Raw genomic sequence first — 22,302 nt, forward strand, 5'->3', positions numbered from 1 at the left:
ATTCAGCGTTACGATTTTATGAGCAGATTTGGGAGCTTCAGAGCATTGTTCTGTTTTATTTTCAGTAGCAGCTCCTTCTTTTTTGCAGGAATAGACTGCCATTAATACAGATGCGGCAAGAATGAATTTTTTCATGATATCTTTTAATTTGATTTAAAGTTTTTAGAACAAGGGTTTGTATTCGAACTGCGGATAGCCTCTTTCGCCGCTGCTGCTCGTAAGTCTGGTGAATCTCAGCTTAAAGTAATATCCGTCCGGATCTTTGATGACATAAAATACATCTCCTTTCACCTGATATCCGGAAGGTCCGACTTCCCGCCAGTTTCCTCCGATAACACGCTGATCGTTGTAAATGAATTTCGACTGATCAATATCCGAAACTTTAAAATTATTGTAGGCTTCAACCCCGGTTGTGGTTCCTGAAGCTTTTACTTCATAAGCTCCTGCTCCACCTACATTATTGATGGTGATAAAGTCTGCATACACATAACTTCCTGCTCCTGTAATGGTATTGGTAAAGACCGAAAAGCAAAGATCCCATTTCTTTTTTTCAGGCTGAATGAAGAGTTCTTTTTCATTTTTCAGACTAACGAAATTATAGTTGTACGCGGAGTTTTTATTGATGGTTAATTCCTTGTGAGAGGTTGAGTTTATTGGGGCGTATTTTATTTTATATCCTCCGTTTGAAGTTCTTGAAACCTGAATTTTCATCCATCCTCTGCTTTCTCCGGCTGTGGTAACGCTTCCCGCAGGAACATTTCCTGTGTAAATTCCTTTTCCCATGTTCAGAAGGTATACTGCATTTTCAGATTCATTGGGTTTAATTTCTTCAATCGCGGTATAGCCTGAAGGAAAGTTTCCTTTCACATCATCAATATAAATGGTGTTGGAAGGGTTAAAATTCGCAACCTGTACAAGATCCTGCAAACCGGAAACCTCAGCTTCTGTGACCAAATCGATGTTTGTAGCATTCGGGATTTTTCCTGCTGCCATCATCAGAGAAGAATTAAGAATGACTTTAAAATTGCTTCCTGAATACAAAGCGAGATCCCAATCGGTTCTTTTGGTCAGCACTTCAGAATCTGTTCCCAGATCAAACCAGACCTGATTGGGCTGTGTAGGTCCGCCAACGGTAGGATTCACGATGGAACCTTCAATTTTTGATATGGCAACCGGATCTTCATTATCATTAATACAGGACTGGGTAATGAATGATGTCCCGATGAAGAGGTAAAGCAGTATTTTTTTCATTTCAATGATTATTCTTAAAAGTTGTAGGTTAGTCTGGTGAAGTAGCTTCTGCCGTAGAAAAGGTTCGAGTTCGGATCGGTGGTTCCGTGTGCGGTTCCGGCAACGGTGGTGTCTCTTACGGATGAAACATCAAAAATGTTCTTGATTCCTGCACTGAGTTCAAAATGATTTTTGAAAAACGGCTGACTTACCACGAAATCCATCATGTTAAAGTTACCACGCTCTCCCACATAATAAAAAGGATGGGCAATATCCTGACTGTCTAAGACAAACATCTGAAGTTTCCCGACGTACCTGTAAAACAACGAAACATTGGTTCCGGTTTTTGGGAGGGTATAGTTTGCAGCCAGTTTTCCTTCGAATGTATAAAAGAAATCATCTGGAGAAACCAGAGTTCCCGAAAAGAGTTCTTTTCCGATGCCATAATAAGAGGCATTGGCTGCAAGGCTGAACTGGTTTTTCTGAAGTTTAAAATTGGCTTCAAAGAGTAATGATCTGAATTTGTTGATGTTGATGTATTTGTACTGCAACGGACTCTGATTGATCTGCAGAACTTCTATTCTGTTTTTGAGATCCATGTACGTTGCGCTCGCTCCTACCTGAACATTCCATCCTGAATTGGTGGTGAATTTTTTGTCTCCATTTAAAGAGATCGTGATTCCTTCTTCCGGTTTTAAATCTTCATTTCCTCTGATATCGTGGTTGCTGTCGACAAAATAGGTATACAGTTCATCAAAATTCGGAAACCGGTTCGCGCTTCCTGCAACGAGTCGGATATTACTGGAATCATCTATTTTTCCTCTTACCGTTAAAGAATAATTGTGCTGTGTATCAAATTTATCACTCAGCGCCAAACGGTAACCGGGTCTTAATGAAAGCCATTCTGTGGGATTCCATTCTGCAGAAATAAAATTGGCGTAATTGAAAATTTTTCGGTCTACATTATTTCCTGCAAAATCTCCTGCAATAAAACCTGCGTATCCTTTGGTATGATCGAGTTCATAACCCAACTGGAAATCTATTTTTTTATCATCAAGAAAATTGCTGAAAACGCCTCGTGAATAAATGACATCTGCTTTGTTATAGGACTGATATGCTTCTTTCGTTCCCATTACTTTCCTGTTCGGAATGTCATAGGTAAAATCTCTGTATTTTCTGTCCTGAGTCTGATATGAAAAATCGCCGGTATAATTGATGCTGCCTAATTTGGTCTGAACATTTAACTGATTGACGTATCTTGTCGTGAGATAATCTCTGTCGGCAGAAGTATAGGTTCTGTTGCCTTCTCCTAAATAAAGCTCTGAAACAATCGGGCTGTAGAAATTGAGTTGTTCATTGACGAAGCCGAATTTATAGAAAACGGACGTTTTATTTTTACTGTATCGGATCACTCCGTCGATATTCAGCACATCTTTCGGCTGCCAAAGATATCCTCTTTTTCCATCCTGTTCAAAATATTTATATCCTTCCTGCGTCCCTTTGAATCCCTGAAAATCGTTATGATTGATATTGGCTCCGATGTACCAGTTTTCATTTAAGTTATATCCTGCATTCAGGGTTTGGATATGTCTTCCCTCTCCTTTTTTATACCAGTTGTATTCTTTTCCTACGGTTTCTTCCTGAACCGAAGCATTTAACGTTAATTTTTTCTGAGTGCTTTTTTTGGTAATGATATTGATGACTCCGGCAACGGCATTGCTTCCGTAATCCACTCCCATTGAACCTCTTACCACTTCTATACCTTCTACATTATTGATATTGAGTTTGGTGAGATCTATATTGTTTCCCAGTCCCACATCTCCCACCACAGGAATATTGTCAATCAGGATCTTGGTATATTCTCCACCCAGTCCCAGTAAACTCGCCGTTGAATTTCCTGAATTGCGGTCTGAAGTAATCAGAATGTTTAAGCATTGGTTTAAAACATCTGCTACATTGGTTGCTGCCATATTTTTGATCTGCTGCGCATCAATAACCTCCACTTTGTAAATTGATTTATTAATGGATTGCTGAGTATACTGTCCGGTAAGGACAACCTCTTCAATTTTTTCCAGCTTTACAGAATCTTTTTTCTGCGCGTTCATCCACAAAATCATCGTTAAAGCAAGAACAGAAAGCAATTTCTTCTTCATAGGATCAAAAAATTTTTGACAAATATAATATTTTATTTAGAACAATTAAAAATAATTATATAATTTTGTAGAATAATTCTAAATAAAAATAATGTTATGAAACTAGGACTACTTATTGGAGGTTTACTGCTTACAGCGATTTCGGGAAATGCACAGGTAACAGCGATTAATGAGAATTTTGAATCTTTCACGGCAGGAACAGGCGCAGCATGGCCGCAAAATAACTGGAACCGTGTACAAAGTGGTTCCGGACCGTGGGTATATGTTGACAATTCGAATGCTGCGGACAAACATATCCAGTATTACAGCTTTTTCACAACGAATACACCGGGTTATGCTATTGCTCCGCAAATTGTGGCACCCAATGGAAGTCAGATACTTACGTTCAAGTCTTCTCTTACAGCAGGATCTTCCGCGGGAAGTACAGGAACTATTGAAGTTGGATTTGTGGACGGCGTTACAACAGCAGATATGGCAAGTTTTACAAAGATTGGAAATACGATTACGCTTACTTCAACAGATACGCAGTATTCCGTACCGATTCCTGCATCCAATAAGCAGTACATCGCATTTAAGATTGTGGGAAGTCTAAATCATACCGCGATTCAGTTGGATGATATTTCTTACGCGGTAAGTTCGATACTTGCAGTTTCAGATCAGGCAAAATCAAAGGAAAGTGTACAGTTTGCAGTAAATTCCGACAATACCGCATTGCAGTTTGTTGCTAAAAAAGAACCGAAAAAAATTCAGATCTATTCAGCGGGAGGTCAGAAAACAGCCGAAGGAAAATTATCCGGAAGATCGTTTGACATCAGTACGCTTCAAACCGGAGTTTATTATATTTTGATTGAAACGGCGGAAGGAGAAATCGTAAAATCAAAATTCATTAAAAAATAAACTTTTCACAGGATCACAAAAGTTCACAGGAGCTTTATTGATAATACTTTCTATTTTTTCTAATAAAAGGCTGTCCGCAATAGTGAACAGCCTTTTAGTTTATGCTTCCCTCAGGAAGAGTAAAGTTATTTTTAAGTGACTAACTTTCTTCTTACAGTTTACAGAGTTTTAAATCCTTTAAATACCTGAGTAGAACTTTCCAGCATTTTAGAAACGTCTCTTCTGAAATTCAGCAAATGATCCTGCCCGTTGTGGCGGTTCAGGTGTTCTTCACTTTCCCACAATTCCACCATGAAAAAAGTTCCTTTGTTATCTTTGTCTTCAATAAGGTCATACTGCAGACATCCCTCTTCTTTTCTGGTTTCTCTTACCAGAATCTGGAAAAGTTCAACTGCTTCCATCAGATAATTCTCATTAAATCTGAAAAGCGCAACTACGTTTATGTTCATTGTTATTTTTTTAGTGGTGTAAATGTAGAATATTTTCAAAACCGAAAATATATTTCATGCTTTTATTTTTCCACATTTAACAGATTTTATCACTAAAAAACAGATTTGTAAATGGTAATTGAGCTCATCACGATCACCAGAGTTCCGATGATGATAAACATACTTTTCACGGGAAGTTTTGCCGTTAACATCGCAGAAAAAGGAGCAGTAAAAATTCCTCCGATCAGAAGACCGAGAATGATATTCCAGTGCTGAATTCCCAATGTGAAAATAAAAGTAATGGCTGCCGTTAAGGTTAAAATAAATTTTGCCACCGTAGAACTTCCCACTGCAAATCTCGGCGTAAAGGAATTTTTAATTAAAGTTCCCGTTACCAACGGTCCCCATCCTCCTCCGGCAAAGGAATCGATAAAACCTCCGATCACTCCCAAACGCGTTAAATTTGTTTTCCGTTTTAATTTTTTGTCCTGCTTATTTTTAAAAGCATTGGATAAAATCTGAATTCCGAGATATAATGTGTAGAAGGAAATAATTGTTTTGGTAATTTTTGAATAATATTCTCCGAGATATGTGAGTGAAACCGCCCCGATAATTGCTCCGAAAACCGCAGGAATGGCGAGTCTTTTCACCAGACTTTTGCTTACGTTTTTCAGTCTGATATGACTGATGCTTCCGGCTGCCGTTGTAAAGCTTTCCGCAGAATGAATACTCGCACTCACCGCATGAGGCGGAATTCCGAGAAACAAAAGCGTGGTCGTACAAATTACGCCGTATCCCATTCCCATCGATCCTGCAACGATTTCTGCCAAAACTCCCACCAACATCATCCAGTAGAAAATGTAATTGTCTTTGGCTAAAACAGTGAACAGTTCATCCAAATAGCCCAGTTCATACATGGTAAAGGCAACAACCGACAGAAGTGCGATCGTCACAAAAAATACATTTAACCTGAACTGAACTTTTCTTGAAATAACCATTTTTTCTGTTTTCTATCGTTTTAAACCATTACTGAAATATTTATGCAGTTAAGAAAATTCACTTTAAATCAGCTTACCTTTTTAAATCTTTCCTAAATGACTCAGATTATGTTTGTTTAATTTACAAAATCATTACGGCTCCCACCGTTGAATTGCCTGTCTCGTCGATCAATATAGCGTTGCCTGTTGCATTGCTTTCTTCAAAGCTGTCGAAAACCAGGGGTGAAGCTGTTTTTAAACGGACTTTTACGACTTCGTTTAATTTTATGCTTTCAGAAACCGGCGTTTTTTCTAAAGTATTAACGTCGATTTTGTATTCGATTTCTTTGATAATCGCTTTTAAAAGTTTGCTTTTGTGCTGAATGAAATATTTATTTCCTGCGTTTAATTCCTTTTTATCCAGCCAGCAGACAACGGCTTCAATTTCGTTTTCAACTTTCGGAAGGCTTTCAGTTTTTACTAAAAAATCGCCTCTGCTGATATCAATATCATCTTCAACATGCAGAACAGCGGGCTGATTGGCAAAAACAAATTCCACTTCTTCCCCCCCTGTTTCTATTTTTGAAATTTTGGTCTGAATATTCTGAGGAAGCACGGTAATTTCGTCACCTTTTTTGTAAATTCCCGAAAGAACTTCTCCTGCGTATCCTCTGTAATCGTGAAGTTCCTCCGTTTGCGGGCGAATGACATACTGAACCTGAAACCTCGGACTCTGAAAGTTTTGATCTGAATTGATTTCAACTGTTTCGAGGAAATCTAACAGCGTAGAACCTTCATACCAAGTCATATTTTCTGATCTTTCAACAATATTGTCGCCATGAAATGCCGAAATCGGGAAATAATTTACATTTTTTAACCCTAGTTTTTCTGCAACCAATTCATACTGAGCTTTTATATCCTTAAAAACTTCTTCAGAATACTCAACGAGATCCATTTTATTGATGGCGACCACCACATTTTTCATCTTCAATAAAGACGCAATAATGGAGTGTCTTCTTGTTTGTTCAATCACGCCCTGTCTTGCATCAATCAGAATAACAATCAGTTGCGAATTAGAAGCTCCCGTAATCATATTTCTTGTATACTGAATATGTCCCGGTGCATCCGCAATAATAAATTTTCTTTTCGGCGTCGAAAAATAGCGGTACGCAACATCGATGGTAATTCCCTGCTCTCTTTCTGCTCTTAAACCATCCGTTAAAATAGCAAGGTCTACTCCGTTTTCGTTTTTATTTTTTGACTGTTTTTCGAGTGCTTCAAGCTGATCGATCAATATATTTTTACTGTCGTAAAGAAGTCTTCCGATCAGGGTACTTTTCCCGTCGTCTACGCTTCCTGCCGTTATAAATCTTAATATGTCCACGTTTGTTTTATTAATGATGAGTAATTGAGTGAGGTTGAGAGTGAGGTTAAGGTTGAGGTTAAGACTAAGATTAAAGGCTTACTACTAAAACTTCCATCTTCCAACATCAAGCTTCCAACTTCTATCTTCCAGCCTAAAAATAACCTCCTTTCTTCCGGTCTTCCATCGCGGCTTCCGTCACTTTATCGTCGATTCGGGTTTCGCCGCGCTCGGAAATTCTGGATGCGGTGATTTCATTCACAACCTCATCTAAAGTTTCGGCAGCGCTTTCTACTGCGGCAGTACAGGTCATGTCTCCGACGGTTCTGTAACGGACTTTTTTATTAACAATTGTATCATTTTCATCAATCTGAATAAAATCCGATACTGCAATTAACTGTCCGTCATACTCAATCACCTCACGCTCATGTGCGAAGTAAATGGATGGCAACTGGATATTTTCTTTTTTAATATAATTCCAGACATCAAGTTCCGTCCAGTTCGAAATCGGGAAAACTCTTACATTTTCACCTTTGTTGATTCTTCCGTTGTAGATTTTCCACAATTCGGGACGCTGCAGCTTCGGATCCCATTGTCCGAATTCATCACGCACAGAGAAAAAACGTTCTTTGGCTCTTGCTTTTTCTTCATCTCTTCTCGCTCCGCCAATGCATGCATCGAATCCGAATTCTTCAATCGTATCTAATAAAGTGTGGGTTTGCAGCCAGTTTCTGGAAGCAAATTTTCCTTTCGGCTCGGTTAAATTTTTAGCTTTAATGGTATCTTCTACCTTTCTTACAATCAGTTCCGCGCCGATATTTTCTGCTAAATAATCTCTGAACTGCAATGCTTCAGGAAAGTTATGTCCTGTATCGATATGAACCAACGGAAAAGGAATTTTCATCGGAGCAAAAGCTTTTTTTGCCAGATGAACCAAAGTGATAGAATCTTTTCCGCCACTGAAAAGCAGCGCAGGTTTTTCAAACTGAGCGGCAATTTCCCTCATAATGTAGATACTTTCTGCTTCCAACTGCTCCAGATAATCTAACGTATGTGTCGTCATTTTTTATTTTTTTGAATTAATGAGAATGCAGACCGCACTCTTTCTGTGAACTTTCCCACCACCATCGTCCGGCGCGCGGATTTTCTCCTTCTTCGATTGCTCTTGTACAGGGTTGACAACCGACACTGATGAATCCTTTTTTGTGTAAAGACAATTCCTGAACTTTATTTTCTTTCAGATAATCTAAAACATTCTGGTAATTCCAGTGAATTAAGGGATTGTATTTGTATAGTTTACGATCTTCGTCCCATTCTATAACCGGCATATTTTCTCTGTTTTCAGACTGTTCGGAGCGCAATCCTGTAATCCAGACTTTTGCATTTTCCAACGCACGGTTTAAAGGTTTAACCTTACGGATAAAACAGCATTCTTTTCTGTTTTCTATAGAATGATAAAATGCGTTGATTCCTTTTTCATTCACATATTTTTCCACGTCTGAACTTTCCGGAAAATAGACTTCGGTTTTGGTTTTGTATCGGGAATTATTTTGGGAAAGCAACTCGTAATGCTCGTAAAAAAGTCTTCCTGTATCAAGCGTGAACACTTTTACCGACAGATGATTTTTGAAAATCATATCTGTAATTACCTGATCTTCCTGACCGAGTGAGGTGGAAAAAACAACCCCTTCAGAAATTTTTGAAGAAATAAATTTCAGTCCCTCTTCTGCGGAAAGCTGTTTGAGTAACTCTGCATCTTCTTTTGAAATCATATTTTGTTCATTTGAAGTAATGCAAATATCAGATAAAATAATTATCCTACCAAAAAAGTAGACTAATTATTTTAAAAAAAGGATCTGATTAATCCACCAAATCCATTAACGTTCTCTTCTCCAGAATATTCAGCGAAGCGTCGCGAACTTCAATCAGAACGTCGTGCAGACCGCAATGATCTTCACTGCAGTCGTCGCATTTTTCGTAAAAATTTAAACTTACGCAGGGAAGCAGAGCAATGGGTCCGTTCACGAGACGAATGATTTTCGCCAGCTTTACATTTTCCGGATTTTCTTTGAAGAAATAGCCCCCTCCTTTTCCTTTTTTGCTATCGAGAATGTCCGCTTTTTTAAGCTCAAGCAGGATATTTTCCAGAAACTTTAAAGGAATTTTCTTGTGTTCGGCAATTTCGGAAATAAGAATCGGTCCGTCATTTCTCTTTTCTACAAGATATGACAGTGCCTTGAAAGCGTATTGAGATTTTTTAGACAGCATTACTACAAAAATAAGAAAATTGTTTGATATATGTAATAGGGAAGCTGGAAGTTAGAAGATGGAAGCTGGGAGTTTTCAGAGACCGTATTACTTCCTTCTTCGTACTTCCTTCTTCCATGCAAAATCCCTAAATTTGCGTTATGTTCAGTAAACAGGAAGCACAGCAGTTAAAGAAAGAGTTTTGGACGGCTTTCGGAAAGTCTTTTCCAAGAAAATGGATTTTGTATGATACCAAAATCAAGGATATGTCGTTTAAATTTTATGCGGATAAGAAAAAAGCGGAAGTTTCTCTGGATATCGAAATGAAGGATGAAGTTTTCAGAGATGCGTACTACAACAAAATATGGTCACTGGAAGACATTCTGAAGGATTTTATCGGCGATTTTCACAAGGAAGAATTTTATACGCTGGAAAACGGAAAAGTTATCAGCCGAATCTGGGTTGAAAAGCACGGCATTTCTGTTTTCAATAAAAATACATGGAGGGAAGCTTTTGAATTTTTTGTTGAAAAAATGGATGGCTTCGAGCGGTTTTATTATGAATATGAGGATTTTATAAAGGATGTTTAGTGAATAGTTCTTAAAGGATAAAAAAACATATCATGAAAATAAGATATTGCTGGAGGTGCAGAATGGATGTTCCCATGCTTGATGAAGAAGAGGGAAAAATCGCTTCGAAATTATTAGCTGAAGGATTTCAGGAATTTAAAACAACCAGAAAAAAGCCTTTAAATGAAAATTTCAAAAAACTGCTGGATTATTACAATAATTTAACCGGTTTTGAAGAAACAAATCCTAATGCCATCATGCATCATTTCATTGATATGTATGGTCCTGACTGTGAAAACTGCGGAAAACCTTACCGAACGGAAACTGCTACATTCTGCCCGAAATGCGGTAACAAAAGAAAAATTTAAGGACTTTTCTCAATTTGGATTTTTTTTAAACGCAAATATTATTTTTACCAATACAATTTTGAGAAGGCAAAGGCAAATGAAATTTGCTGTTCGAAGCTTGAAAATAGATTTCAAAGGCTAGTTTTGTGTCAAGGTGAATCGTGAATTTTTAATTCAAATCAGGATCGTAAGCCGCTTAAATATTTTTAAACTTGTGATTAAACTAATTTCAGAATTAACCGCAAAAGATGCAAAAGATAATGATAAAGCGAATTTCAAGAATAATCAAAGCGCTTAAAAGAATAAAAATCAAAGATTTTTAAAAACTATTGTGATCTTCTTATTTATAATCACAACTTTAAATAGACGTTTAGTTCATCTTTTGCGGCTTTTGCGGTTAAATAAAAAGTTTAAACAGATTTTTATGTAAAATTCAACCTTCTGTTCTTATATTTTTCTGTATTTTGGTCAAAATAAAAATAACAGAATAAATTTTCAGCAAAATAAAAACTAATAATTAAAACAAAATGTCAGAAAATAAAATATTTTTCGCAGACGCAGCAGATCCTGAAATGTCTAAAGCTTATAAAAAAGCGCAGGAAACTTTTAAATATTTCTGGAGAGAACAATCTTGGGAATACAGAAGAATTATTCCGGCACTGAGTGTTTCATGCGTGAAAGTGGCTTTTTCTCAGGAAGATCCTTCTTCAGACTCACCTATTGTAGAACATATGTGGATCAATGACATCAATTTCGATGGCGATCTTATCAAAGGCTACCTCATCAACCAACCGAATAAACTCACCAATGTTGAAGTCGGAGATTATGTGGAAATTCCTGTAAACGAAATCAGCGACTGGCTTTTTGCCATGCCGCAACGTGCAAAAAAAACGAAAGGACTTTCAAAACTGTTTTCATCTTCTTCAGAGCCTCTTCCTCCAAAAGCTTATGGCGGATTTACGATCCAGAAAATGCGTTCGGATATGTCTCCGGCGGAAAGAAAAGCACACGATAATGCGTGGCAAATGGATTTCGGAGATTTTAATGATATTGAAATTGTTTATGAACAGAAAGAGCATCCTGAAAATCTTGTGGAGCATCCGATGAGCAGAAACATGAAAGAAGAACTGGTAAAATTCGTCAGCGAAAATCCGGATGAGATTACAGGTCAGGATATTAACGGCTACTCTATGCTTCATGCGGAAACAATTGCTGGAAATCTAAGTTCTGTGGAAGTGATTCTTGCAGCAGGAGGCGATAAAAATTTAAAGACAAAGTCGGGAAAAACAGCTTTAGACTTTGCCCGACAACTTAACTGGGAACATATTATTCCTGTTTTGGAAGATTGATTTATTTTAATTATTATACTGAAAGAGAGACTGAAAGGTTTCTCTTTTTTGTCGTGACACAATGTGAAGGGATGCTTTCGGATTTCTATTTTTTATTTCAAATCAATATATTGGGGAAAAGTAAAAGCCATCATGCAGACTGTAATCTTCAGTAATTTTTTCAAAGAAAAAACAGCGGGAAAATATTCTTCAGACTACATTGATCAAATTGTTGAGAAGATTTCCTTTTACCCAAAAGCCGGCAAAACGATCGGATGTTCAAAAAACATTTATCAGTTTCCTTTGGGAATCTGCGACAAGAAAAAGTACAACTACAATCTGGTTTACTTCTACGAAAACAGAAATACACCAATTTACTTTATCATTATTTTCAAAGATAAGGAACATGATGTTTTAAATAAAGCTGTATTTTATCTCGCCTGTGATGCTATGAAATAAACATCCACGATCTGAATACATTCTTTCCTGATTCGGCTACATTTCCTACTGCACAACTTTCCATCTTTGTACCATCATTTAACAACAATAAAATATTTAAAAATGGAAACAAAAAAAGTATGGTTCGTAACGGGAGCTTCAAAAGGTTTAGGATTTGAACTCGTTAAAAAATTATTATCCGAAGGATTTCAGGTGGCAGCAACAAGCCGTACTGTTGATTCTCTGATCTCGGCTTTTGGAGAGGCATCGGAAAACTTTCTGCCCTTAAGTGTAAATATTACGGACAATAATGATGTAAAATCTGCCATTGCAAAAACCACAGCGCATTTCGGACAGATCAATGTTGTGGTTAATAATGCAGGATACGGACAGATCGGAACCTTGGAAGAGCTTAGCGATGAGGAAGCAAGAGAAAATTATGCAGTGAATGTTTTCGGAACTTTAAACGTCATCAGAAATGCAATGCCTTATCTTCGTGAGCAGAAATCGGGAAATATTTTCAATATTTCTTCTATCGGAGGTTTTGCAGGGAATTTTCCGGGTTGGGGAATTTACTGCTCTACTAAATTTGCAGTAGCAGGATTTACAGAAGCTTTGGCAGAAGAAGCGAAAGATTTCGGAGTTCATGCAACAGTAGTTTATCCGGGATATTTCCGTACGGATTTTTTAGCTAAAGATTCGGTGAAAACTCCGGCAAATCCTATTCAGGCTTATGAAGCGGCAAGAAGTTCGGAACAGGCACATCTTGATGAAATCAACGGAAATCAGCCGAATGATCCTGTAAAAGCAGCAGATGTTCTGATTCAATTGAGCAAAGAGCAAAATCCGCCGGTTCATTTCCTTTTAGGCGTAGGAACTATGGAATTTCTTACCAATAAAATGGAGGTAATTACAGGTGATGCAAGGAAATGGGAGACTTTAGCAAATTCTACAGCAATTTAGAATTGATTTACTTCTTTTGTCTTGAAACAAAAGAACCAAAAATTCAAGACTTAGATCCTGAATGCTAAAAATTAAAACGTAATCCTAAAATTTCCAAAACTCGCGCGAATCAAAATTTGTTCTTCGGTTATGGATTATACCCGCGCTCAGACAGTGGAAATTTTTTTACGGATTACGTTTTAATTTTCTTAACGCTTCAGGCTCTTATGTCGGAAAAGCCATCTGATATAGACCTGATATAGACATTTTTGATTTATATCTCAGGTAATGTAAAAGTATGAACGTTTAGCAAATTCTACAGCAATTTAGGATTGATTGATTTCTTTTGTCTTGAAACAAAAGAACCAAAAATTCAAGACTTAGATCCTGAATGCTAAAAATTAAAACGTAATCCTAAAATTCCCAAAACTCGCGCGAATCAAAATTTGTTCTTAGGTTCTGGATTATACCCGCGCTCAGACAGTGGAAATTTTTTAACGGATTACGTTTTAATTTTCTTAACGCTACAGGCTCTTATGTCGCAACAAAAGAACATTTATTTAAAAAAATCACTAAAAACAATTAACTTCGTTAATATGAAAGAGACCTTCCGTTTTCATTCGATCTCCGATTTTCATGCTTTCTGTAATCTGCCGAGTCTGGATCATCCGCTGATCAGCTTAATTGATTACAGCAAAGTCCGCTATCCTGTAAATGATACGGAACTGAAATGGACGCAGAATTTCTATTCGGTGGGACTGAAAAGGAACGTCAATGCGAAATTCAATTACGGTCAGCAGGAATATGACTTTGATTCTGGCGTGTTGTGTTTTGTTTCGCCGATGCAGTTTCTAAGAATTGAGATGAAGCCAGATGTTGAGTTTGAACCGACCGGATATCTTTTGCTGATTCATCCTGATTTTCTTTGGGGAACCTCGCTCATCAAAAAGATGAAATCCTACGAATTCTTCAGTTATAAGATCAACGAGGCTCTTTTTTTATCGGATAAGGAAGAAAAAATTATTGTGGATCTGTTTAAAAATATTGAAAAGGAATACCAGACAAATATTGATAAATTCACGCAGGAGCTTATTGTAGCGCAACTTGAATTATTTTTAATCTATTCTGAACGTTTTTACGAAAGACAATTTTTGACCAGAAAAAAATCAAGTCACGAATTGCTGGATAAATTTGAGGAAGTTCTTTCGCAGTATTTCAACAGCGGAAATCTTCTAAAACAAGGTATTCCTTCAGTAAAAACTATCGCCGAACAACTGAATATTTCACCCAATTATCTGGGAAGTTTACTGCGAATCCATACGCAGCAGAACACGCAGCAACACATACAGAATAAGCTGATTGCTCTTGCCAAAGAACGTCTGAGCACAACCAATTTATCGGTAAGTGAAATTGCGTATGAACTGGGTTTTGAACATCCGCAGTCGTTCAGTAAGTTATTTAAGCAGAAGACGAATCAGTCTCCGGGGGAGTTTAGGAGGTTGTTTAATTGAGTACGAATTATTATCTTCTGTAGTTTAAATATTGTAAATTTGAGTTAAATACATATACTTAAAAACGAATATGAGTGAAAATAATTTCAAAGTAGACATATCATCTACTGCTTTAGAAAAAGGTATTGATTTAGCAAAAAATTTTCTTGAAAAGCTAATAACACCAACTGTTGAAGAAACAGGATTATTTTTTAAAGAACAAATAACAAGTTGGAGATTTAAGAATCAAATAAAAATACTTAACAAAGCCCGAAATATTTGCATTGAAAATAATATTCATCCCAAAGCTATCTCGCTTAAATTACTTTGTCCCCTATTGGAAAATGCTTCCTTAGAAGATGATGAATTTCTACAAAACAAATGGGCTATTTTATTAACTAATATGGTAGATTCAGAACAGAATATAGAAAATCATGTTTTCCCTTTCTTACTTAGTCAAATTTCAAAACCTGAATTTTTAATATTAGAAAAAACTGTATTTCTTAGAAGTGAAAGAAGGTTGAGATTGGAACAAGAATTAAATCTTTTTTTAGAAACAAAAGATGAAAAAAAGAAAAATCTAGAATTAGAAATTAAAAATCTGGCTAATAAAACTGATGATTATAAGGAATTGAGAAAATTCTGGAAATTACAAAAGGAACTCAAAGACTTGGATGAGAGAGAAACAAATATCCAAATAGAATTATTTAAACCTGAATATATAAATGAAAATGATTTAGAAGAGTTTGAGATGGCAAATTTAATTAGATTAGGACTTGTAAAAAATCTTCCCCAGCATTATGTTTATACAAATGGTGCTGAAATTAGAAATGACCCCAATAGTGATTATTTAACCCTTGATAATTTAGAAATTAATATTGAAAATGATGGCGAATTTTATTTTATCACCGAGTTAGGTGATTTATTTATGGATGCATGTAAGAAGAAAACAATCATAGATTTATAATAATTCATTTTTGTAAAAATAACATTTACATTCAAACTCAAAAATAAATCTTATCAGGAATTTATAATAATTTAAAACGAGGAATAAATTGCTCTTCTTTAAAATATCTTGATTAATGATGAAATTGAAAAAATATGTAAAATCGTCTCTAAATTAATAAACGAATTATTAGTAGTAAAAAATAACTATAAAAAGAGAAGCCAAAACTTCTCTTTTTTATATCATTTATCCAAACTTCTTCTTTCTCAGCCAGAAGAACAAATCTCCCAAAATACCGATAATGGCTAAAAGAAACAACAAATTAAACCATTGCCAGTTGTCAATTATAAAAATTCAATATTAAAATTTAATTTGTAATTTTGATTCAAATACATCAGTTATGGATCTTCAAACCAGAAAATTAAATCTTATCACTTATCTTGCTCAGTTACAGGATGAAAATTTTTTTGACAAAATTGAAGAATATATTTTATCGAAGCTGGAAAAAGAAGATCGTTCTGAGTTCCCTTTTAGTATTGAAACTTTAATAAACCGTATTGAAAAGTCTGAAGAAGATTTTAAAAACGGAAGATTCAAAACTCAAGAAGATTTAGAAAATCAGTCAGCTAAATGGTAGAAGATGAAAATAATCTGGACTGAATTTGCTATTGAAAATTTAAAAATCATTTTCGACTATTATGCTTCCAAAGCCAACAAAAATGTAGCTCATAAAATTCGAAAGCAAATCTTTAAATCGACAAAACAATTAATTCAAAATCCACAATCCGGTCAGCTTGAACTTCATCTGGAAAAGCTAAATCAACAACACAGATATATTCTAAGCGGTAATTATAAAATCATTTACAAACTGGATCACGAATATATCATTATACATGATGTTTTTGATGCAAGGCAAAATCCAACTACCATGATTAATGAAAAACGGAATATAAAATAAAAAAGAGAAGCAAAAACTTCTCTTTTTCTATATCATTTATCCAAACCTCTTCTTTCTCAGCCAGAAGAACAAACCTCCCAAAATACCAATAATCACTAAAGGAAGCAGCAAATTAAACCATTGCCAATTGTTTTTCTCTTCCGTAATTCTCTGTCGGTCAAGAAGCCTTTCTTCGATGTTTCGGTTTCTGAGATCCATAAGATTGCTGTCGTCCAGAAGATAGTCTAATGCATTTCTCAGGAACTGTTCGTTTCCAAACTGTTCGTTGGTGAGCAAATCTACGCCTAAAGGAAGCGGTTCGCCTTTCAGAACTTTATTTCTTCCTACGTCTCCGTCGGCGATCACGATCATTTTATTTTCAGGGCTCGAACTTTTGAAATTCGGGTAGGATTTTCTTTCGATTCTGGAAGCATATGCAGAATTGAATTTTCCTTCTAAAGATACTGCATAAATCTTTGGTGTGCTTGGTTTTTCCATCTGTCCGAGACTGTCGACGCTGGAAATTTCTTTCAGATCCACATAATTCGGAACCTGCTTTAATAAAGTTCTTTCACTGGATTCAAAAAGAACGTTCGTTTTGATATTTTTTCTTCCGCCCAGTGTATCGATGGAAGTCGGGAATTCAAACTTTACAGGATTGATGTTTTTCGTGATCGGATTGTTGTTTTCTGCGATTCCCAAAGGAAAATACGGCCACGGAAGACTGGTGTACTGCGGGTTTCCGCTCACTTCTCCCGTTACCAATCTCAGCAGCGCAAATTTCTTCACATCTTTTACCAAAGCCGGATTGATCCTGATTCCATAATTGAAGAAAAAGTCCGTCATATTGATGTCTACAGGAAAAGGCATCACTTTTTGAGACCTCATCAATGTATCCATTTCCGCATTTACGGCATCAATCATCCACAACGTTTTTCCGCCGTTCATGATGTATTGGTCAAGAATTACTTTTTCACCGTCTGTGAAAGCTTTTCTTGGTTTTGCGATCACCAAAGCGTTCATTTGCTTTAAGGTCGGAATATCTGCGATGGTAAGTTCGGTCTGATTTTTAGGAATAATAGGACCTGCATCATAACTTTCCGTTGCCAGTTGCATGAATCCCTGAAATTCTCTTGGATTCAGCTCATCCTGATTTACCAGAATCCCGATTTTCTTTCTTTTGTGCACCGCAATATTTTTAATGTTTGAAACCAGATTGTATTCTAAATTTTCAATAGATTTCGTGAGCTGCTGATCGGCATCAATTCCCGTCTGCTGAACCACCAAAGGAATGGAAACTCCCCTTTTGTCGTATTTCACAACCGCATAAGGAAAGAGCATGATCTGAGAAACTTTGCCGTCTTTGATGTCCGGAAGCATGGAGGGCTGCATTCCCATCGCCATCAGAGTATCTTTAGACATTTTGGTTTTGATAGGATCAATGAATTTAAAATCGATCTTCGGATTAATTTTTCTGAATTCTTCCAGCATAAATTTCGTTTCGCTCTGAAGCTGCTTGAAACTTGCCGGAAAGTCTCCTTCCAGATAAACATCGACTACCAAAGGTTTATTTACCGATTCCAGAACCTTAACGGTATTATCGGAAAGCGTATATCTTTTTTCTTTGGTTAAATCCAATCTTATTCCTGAAATAGCTAAAATAATAACCAATGGCAACACCACGAAAAGTAAAATTCCTAGCGGAGATTTGAACTGTATCTTCTTCATCATTCTACTTCTTTTTATTAATGAAATGATTGGACAAAACTAATGTAACACCGATGATTAAAGCAAAATAAGCTACATCCTTAAAATCGATAAGACCTCTTGTAAAGCCTAAGAAATGCTGGTAAAAACCGACATTCTGCAAAATAAAATCTGCGCCTCCCAACAATTTATAACTTGCCAGTTGCTCGATCCCGAAATACATGATGAAACACATGAAAACGCCCAACAGATAAGCCATAATCTGGTTTTGGGAAAGCGAAGACGCCAAAATTCCCACTCCGGAAAATGCTGCAATTAAAATAATTAAGCCGATGTAGCTTCCGAACGTCATTCCCAGATCTACATTTCCGGCAGGAACGCCCAAAACATACACTGTGTAAAGGTAAATTAACGATGGAATCAGGCATAAAATTCCAACGATCCAAACCGAAAGAAACTTACCGAATACCAGATCTGAAACTTTCAGCGGTTGGGAAAACAGCCAGTTTAAGGTTCCGGTCTGCTGCTCTTCCGCAAAAGTTTTCATGGAAAGTGCGGGAATAATAAACATCAGTAACCAAGGAACCAGAACGAAATAACTTTGCAGTGAAGCCATTCCGATCTCAAAAATGTTGGAGTCGTTGTCGAAAAAAAACAGAAACAGCGTCGCGATCAGACTGAAAGCCGCGATGATTACCCACGCGCTCCAGTTTCCGAAGTAGCTCCAAAGTTCTTTTTTTAAAATTGCAATCATAGTTTTATTTAGGGTTTAGGTAATAGGTGTCAGGAATTAGGCGTTGGGAAATTCACAACTTACCATTCACAATTCACCATTATCTCACTTTTTCTTATTCTTATTTACCAATTTCACCGTCATCATGATTAAAAATACCAGAACGAAAAATCCGGCGATTAATTGCCACCAGTATTCAATAACCTGAGCTTTTAAAATCACAGTGAAAACGACAAGGAACAAAATGAAAGTAGCGATTTCATTTGCCTGTCTCAATTTTATATTGGCGGTTTCTAAAGTATTTCCGTTGAGTTCTTTCAGTTTTAAAACTTTTTTCCAGCACCAGTAATGGTAAACCGCTAAACCGATCAGGAAGGTAAGTTTTAAATGAAACCATGGCATTTTCATCAATCCGAGATTCAGAAAAATCATCGTCAGTCCGCAAACCGTCATGATTACTCCGGCAGGAACGGTGATGATGTTCCAGAGCCTTCGGGCCATAAATGTATATTGTTCTCTGAGGATTTTCTTCTTTCCTTCCGCAAATTCATCGGTATCTTTATAGTACACAAAAATTCTTACGAGATAAAAAATTCCCGCAAAATAGCTTACCATGAAGATAATATGAAGCGCTTTTATTATGGTGTAAAGCATTCTGAAAAATTAATGGCAAATATAATGTTAATGACAAAAATATTTACTAGAAAACAGAATAAATCTTGCTTTTATTCTGTTATGTTCATTATTTTATATTAAAAAGTTGAGGGATTTTCAGGCTTAGTGTTTTTCGAATGAAATACTGTCTACTTTTTTACCATCTTCGTACTTCTTTATGTATTGGAGATTTCCTTTTTCGTTGTAAAATTTCCAGTCTCCGAAGTAATACCAGTGGCGTTCATTTTTAGAGACATCCATTTTAGACTGTCCGCTTTGCATCAGCTTCCCGTTCTGATAGTATATTTTGGTCTTTGTAATGTTCTTTTTTATTTTATCTTTCTGAAAAAGCTGATTATTCAATGTGGTTTTCCAGATCCCGGCTTTTTCACCGTTTTTATATTTTCCGACGGCAATCAATGTTCCTTCATCCGAAGAATATTCTTCCTTCCATTTACCGTGTCGTTTACTTATATTCTTTTCATCTTTGATGTACTGATTCATCTTGGTGTTGCAGGAAGCCAATAATAAAACAATCAGTAAAATGAGGGATATTTTTTGCATAAAAAAACAGAATTTCCGTAAATATAGAAATTCTGTTTTTATTCTACAATTGTAGAGGTATTTTATTTTTAAGAAATTATGCCTAATTCTTTTCCAACTTTTTCAAAAGCAGCAATTGCTTTATTCAGATGTTCTCTCGTATGTGCCGCAGAAAGCTGAACTCTGATTCTCGCTTTTCCTTTCGGAACCACCGGATAGAAGAACCCGATTACGTAGATTCCTTCGTCCATTAACTTTTCAGCCATTTTCTGAGCCAAAGGCGCATCATAAAGCATTACAGGAACAATGGCAGCATCACCATCCGGAATATCGAAACCTTTAGATTTCATTTCCGCTCTGAAATATTCTGCATTTTCCATTACTTTATCGCGAAGAGAAGTATCTTCAGAAATCATGTCCAAAACCTTCAAAGCTGCTCCCACGATTCCCGGAGCCAAAGAATTTGAAAATAAATACGGTCTTGAACGCTGTCTCAGCATATCAATGATCTCTTTTTTACCGGAAGTAAATCCGCCTAAAGCACCGCCCAAAGCTTTTCCAAGCGTAGAAGTAATGATGTCTACTCTCCCCATCACTTCGTTAGCTTCGTGCGTTCCGCGACCTGTTTTCCCAATGAAACCTGTTGCATGAGAATCGTCCACCATTACCAGAGCGTCATATTTGTCGGCAAGATCACAAACTCCTTTCAGATCCGCAACAATTCCGTCCATGGAGAAAACGCCGTCTGTAACGATGATTTTAAAACGGTGATTTTTTTCGGAAGCTGCAATTAACTGAGTTTCCAGATCTTCCATATTGTTGTTTTTGTAACGGTATCTCGCTGCTTTACACAAACGAACACCATCAATAATGGAAGCGTGATTCAGTTCGTCTGAAATAATTGCATCCTCTTCCGTAAATAAAGGTTCAAAAACTCCTCCATTCGCATCAAAACAGGCAGCATACAAAATGGTATCTTCAAGACCTAAAAAGTCTGCAATTTTCTGCTCCAGTTGTTTATGGATATCCTGAGTTCCGCAGATAAAACGAACCGAAGACATTCCGTAACCGTGAGATTCTATCATGTCCTGAGAAGCTTTCATCACTTCAGGATGATTGGATAATCCCAGATAATTGTTGGCACAGAAGTTCAGCAGCTTTTTTCCGTTCGCTTCTATTTCCGCACTTTGCTGAGAAGTGATGATTCTTTCTCTTTTGTAAAGTCCGTCGTTTTCAATATTCTGAAGTTCGTTCTGTAAATTTTCAAGATACTTTTTAGAGATCATTTCTAATAATTTTTAGGATGCGCTAATTTAATAAAATCGCGGTAAAGTAACAGGATTTCTCTTTTTTATTCCAAATGTCTGCAGAAAATCATACTACTTTAACTATTAGTCTATAATTTTGGTAGACTAATTGCTATATTTGCAGAATAAAATCAGAAAATGCGATTATCACCAGTACAAAAAATTGAAAATATATCATCAGAGGATTTTATCAAAACCTATCTAAAGCCTGCAAAGCCAGTAGTCTTAAAGGATTTTGCGGCTCCGGAAAGTCCTGCTTTTAAAAATTGGAATTATGACTATTTTAAAGAAATTGCCGGAGAACATAAAGTGAATATCTATGGAAGTGAAATTGAATCTCTGGACAGAATCGCCAGTAAACCAATCGGACAAAGCACTTTTTCAGAATATCTGGATCTTATAACTTCCTCTCCTACCGAACATCGTCTTTTTTTATTCAATTTATTAAACATTAAACCTGAATTAAAAAATGATATTATTTACAACGATGTTACAAAAGGAAAAATTATAAAATGGCTTCCTTTTATGTTTTTCGGAGGTGAAGGTTCGGTTACACGAAATCATGTGGATATTGATATGTCCCATGTTTTCATTACTCAGTTTCAAGGCATTAAACGAATCTGGCTTTTTCCGTGGGAACAGTCGGATCTGCTGTATAAACTGCCTTATAACTTTCATTCCATCACCAATATTAAAGAGCCAGATTTCAAAGAATTTCCGGGACTGAAATACATAAACGGTTATGAAGCTGTTATAAAACCCGGTGAAACGCTTTACATTCCTTCCGGATGGTGGCATTACATTCAGTATGAAACGGAAGGATATTCTGTTTCTGTAAGGGCTCTGCCTTCAAGCTGGCTGGAAAAATGGCGGGTTTTCAAAAACTTAGTGCTGATCCGGAATTTTGATAATGCGATGCGCAATTTATTCAAAGAAAAGTGGTTCGATTTTAAAGTTAGAAAGGCCATAAGAAAAGCCAATCGCGCGATTAAAAAACAAAAAAACTTTCAGATTTAGTGAATTATTAACCTTAAATATATTACTATGGAACTACTTTATTTAATAT

At 36.4% G+C, this 22,302-nt stretch carries 24 protein-coding genes; 11 read left to right on the plus strand and 13 right to left on the minus strand.

What is annotated here, in order from left to right; translation table 11 throughout:
• Window positions 1-162: 162 nt before the first annotated feature.
• Both WFK35_RS05440 and WFK35_RS05445 read right to left on the minus strand, forming a co-directional pair.
• A complete protein-coding gene (locus WFK35_RS05440; protein ID WP_336731730.1) occupies window positions 163-1,251 on the minus strand; it encodes an HmuY family protein in 1,089 nt (362 codons plus the stop codon).
• Window positions 1,252-1,265: 14 nt separating this feature from the next.
• The gene (locus tag WFK35_RS05445; RefSeq protein WP_336731732.1) at window positions 1,266-3,383 is read right to left on the minus strand and encodes a TonB-dependent receptor plug domain-containing protein; all 2,118 of its coding nucleotides are present in this window, start codon (window positions 3,381-3,383) and stop codon (window positions 1,266-1,268) included.
• 96 nt (window positions 3,384-3,479) lie between these two features.
• Here WFK35_RS05445 and WFK35_RS05450 point away from each other — a divergent pair, with 96 nt between their 5' ends.
• Window positions 3,480-4,280 (plus strand): T9SS type A sorting domain-containing protein, encoded by an 801-nt coding sequence (locus WFK35_RS05450; protein WP_336718709.1) that lies wholly within the window; start codon window positions 3,480-3,482, stop codon window positions 4,278-4,280.
• A gap of 158 nt (window positions 4,281-4,438) precedes the next feature.
• Here the strand turns inward: WFK35_RS05450 and WFK35_RS05455 are convergent, their stop codons facing one another.
• The 6 genes from WFK35_RS05455 to WFK35_RS05480 all read right to left on the minus strand — a co-directional run bounded on the left by WFK35_RS05455 (window position 4,439) and on the right by WFK35_RS05480 (window position 9,316).
• Window positions 4,439-4,729 carry a putative quinol monooxygenase gene (locus tag WFK35_RS05455; RefSeq protein WP_087711034.1) on the minus strand — a complete coding sequence of 97 codons (291 nt, stop codon included), beginning with the start codon at window positions 4,727-4,729 and terminating at the stop codon, window positions 4,439-4,441.
• Window positions 4,730-4,821: 92 nt separating this feature from the next.
• Entirely contained in the window at window positions 4,822-5,706 is an 885-nt protein-coding gene (locus WFK35_RS05460) for a sulfite exporter TauE/SafE family protein (RefSeq protein WP_336731733.1), read from the minus strand.
• A 121-nt stretch (window positions 5,707-5,827) separates the two neighbouring features.
• Window positions 5,828-7,069: a sulfate adenylyltransferase subunit 1 gene (locus WFK35_RS05465; RefSeq protein WP_336731734.1), complete on the minus strand. Its 1,242-nt coding sequence runs from the start codon at window positions 7,067-7,069 to the stop codon at window positions 5,828-5,830.
• 133 nt (window positions 7,070-7,202) lie between these two features.
• On the minus strand, window positions 7,203-8,111 hold the full coding sequence (gene cysD / locus WFK35_RS05470; RefSeq protein WP_336731735.1) for a sulfate adenylyltransferase subunit CysD: 909 nt from the start codon (window positions 8,109-8,111) through the stop codon (window positions 7,203-7,205).
• Between the two features lie 16 nt (window positions 8,112-8,127).
• Window positions 8,128-8,820, minus strand: a complete 693-nt coding sequence (locus WFK35_RS05475) for a phosphoadenylyl-sulfate reductase (RefSeq protein WP_336731736.1) — start codon at window positions 8,818-8,820, stop codon at window positions 8,128-8,130.
• Window positions 8,821-8,908: 88 nt separating this feature from the next.
• Window positions 8,909-9,316: an RrF2 family transcriptional regulator gene (locus WFK35_RS05480; RefSeq protein ID WP_076393217.1), complete on the minus strand. Its 408-nt coding sequence runs from the start codon at window positions 9,314-9,316 to the stop codon at window positions 8,909-8,911.
• A gap of 140 nt (window positions 9,317-9,456) precedes the next feature.
• Here WFK35_RS05480 and WFK35_RS05485 point away from each other — a divergent pair, with 140 nt between their 5' ends.
• From WFK35_RS05485 to WFK35_RS05525, 9 genes are all read left to right on the plus strand, one after another.
• Window positions 9,457-9,885 carry a DUF4268 domain-containing protein gene (locus WFK35_RS05485; protein ID WP_076393214.1) on the plus strand — a complete coding sequence of 143 codons (429 nt, stop codon included), beginning with the start codon at window positions 9,457-9,459 and terminating at the stop codon, window positions 9,883-9,885.
• A gap of 32 nt (window positions 9,886-9,917) precedes the next feature.
• The gene (locus tag WFK35_RS05490; protein WP_250902120.1) at window positions 9,918-10,232 is read left to right on the plus strand and encodes a hypothetical protein; all 315 of its coding nucleotides are present in this window, start codon (window positions 9,918-9,920) and stop codon (window positions 10,230-10,232) included.
• 506 nt (window positions 10,233-10,738) lie between these two features.
• On the plus strand, window positions 10,739-11,560 hold the full coding sequence (locus WFK35_RS05495) for a DUF2314 domain-containing protein (protein WP_336731739.1): 822 nt from the start codon (window positions 10,739-10,741) through the stop codon (window positions 11,558-11,560).
• Window positions 11,561-11,692: 132 nt separating this feature from the next.
• Window positions 11,693-11,998 carry a hypothetical protein gene (locus tag WFK35_RS05500; RefSeq protein ID WP_336731740.1) on the plus strand — a complete coding sequence of 102 codons (306 nt, stop codon included), beginning with the start codon at window positions 11,693-11,695 and terminating at the stop codon, window positions 11,996-11,998.
• Window positions 11,999-12,100: 102 nt separating this feature from the next.
• Window positions 12,101-12,940 carry an SDR family oxidoreductase gene (locus tag WFK35_RS05505; RefSeq protein ID WP_336731741.1) on the plus strand — a complete coding sequence of 280 codons (840 nt, stop codon included), beginning with the start codon at window positions 12,101-12,103 and terminating at the stop codon, window positions 12,938-12,940.
• Window positions 12,941-13,515: 575 nt separating this feature from the next.
• Complete coding sequence (locus tag WFK35_RS05510) at window positions 13,516-14,430, plus strand: helix-turn-helix domain-containing protein (RefSeq protein WP_336731742.1); 915 nt, start codon at window positions 13,516-13,518, stop codon at window positions 14,428-14,430.
• A gap of 70 nt (window positions 14,431-14,500) precedes the next feature.
• The gene (locus WFK35_RS05515) at window positions 14,501-15,376 is read left to right on the plus strand and encodes an Abi-alpha family protein (RefSeq protein WP_185206081.1); all 876 of its coding nucleotides are present in this window, start codon (window positions 14,501-14,503) and stop codon (window positions 15,374-15,376) included.
• A 379-nt stretch (window positions 15,377-15,755) separates the two neighbouring features.
• On the plus strand, window positions 15,756-15,992 hold the full coding sequence (locus WFK35_RS05520; protein WP_336731743.1) for a hypothetical protein: 237 nt from the start codon (window positions 15,756-15,758) through the stop codon (window positions 15,990-15,992).
• A 3-nt stretch (window positions 15,993-15,995) separates the two neighbouring features.
• Window positions 15,996-16,313 carry a type II toxin-antitoxin system RelE/ParE family toxin gene (locus WFK35_RS05525; RefSeq protein WP_336731744.1) on the plus strand — a complete coding sequence of 106 codons (318 nt, stop codon included), beginning with the start codon at window positions 15,996-15,998 and terminating at the stop codon, window positions 16,311-16,313.
• Window positions 16,314-16,349: 36 nt separating this feature from the next.
• Here the strand turns inward: WFK35_RS05525 and gldG are convergent, their stop codons facing one another.
• The 5 genes from gldG to kbl all read right to left on the minus strand — a co-directional run bounded on the left by gldG (window position 16,350) and on the right by kbl (window position 21,215).
• Complete coding sequence (gene gldG, locus WFK35_RS05530) at window positions 16,350-18,020, minus strand: gliding motility-associated ABC transporter substrate-binding protein GldG (RefSeq protein ID WP_336731754.1); 1,671 nt, start codon at window positions 18,018-18,020, stop codon at window positions 16,350-16,352.
• 4 nt (window positions 18,021-18,024) lie between these two features.
• Entirely contained in the window at window positions 18,025-18,753 is a 729-nt protein-coding gene (locus WFK35_RS05535) for an ABC transporter permease (protein ID WP_087711056.1), read from the minus strand.
• 84 nt (window positions 18,754-18,837) lie between these two features.
• Window positions 18,838-19,386 carry a CopD family protein gene (locus tag WFK35_RS05540; protein ID WP_336731746.1) on the minus strand — a complete coding sequence of 183 codons (549 nt, stop codon included), beginning with the start codon at window positions 19,384-19,386 and terminating at the stop codon, window positions 18,838-18,840.
• A gap of 123 nt (window positions 19,387-19,509) precedes the next feature.
• Window positions 19,510-19,950: a hypothetical protein gene (locus tag WFK35_RS05545; RefSeq protein ID WP_336731747.1), complete on the minus strand. Its 441-nt coding sequence runs from the start codon at window positions 19,948-19,950 to the stop codon at window positions 19,510-19,512.
• Window positions 19,951-20,018: 68 nt separating this feature from the next.
• Complete coding sequence (kbl, locus tag WFK35_RS05550) at window positions 20,019-21,215, minus strand: glycine C-acetyltransferase (protein WP_336731748.1); 1,197 nt, start codon at window positions 21,213-21,215, stop codon at window positions 20,019-20,021.
• Window positions 21,216-21,374: 159 nt separating this feature from the next.
• On the opposite strand from kbl, the gene WFK35_RS05555 reads away from it, so the two are divergent.
• On the plus strand, window positions 21,375-22,253 hold the full coding sequence (locus WFK35_RS05555; RefSeq protein WP_336689999.1) for a cupin-like domain-containing protein: 879 nt from the start codon (window positions 21,375-21,377) through the stop codon (window positions 22,251-22,253).
• The last annotated feature ends 49 nt before the right edge of the window (window positions 22,254-22,302 follow it).

The organism is Chryseobacterium sp. VD8 (genome assembly GCF_037149975.1).
In the GTDB taxonomy this organism is placed as follows: domain Bacteria; phylum Bacteroidota; class Bacteroidia; order Flavobacteriales; family Weeksellaceae; genus Chryseobacterium; species Chryseobacterium indicum.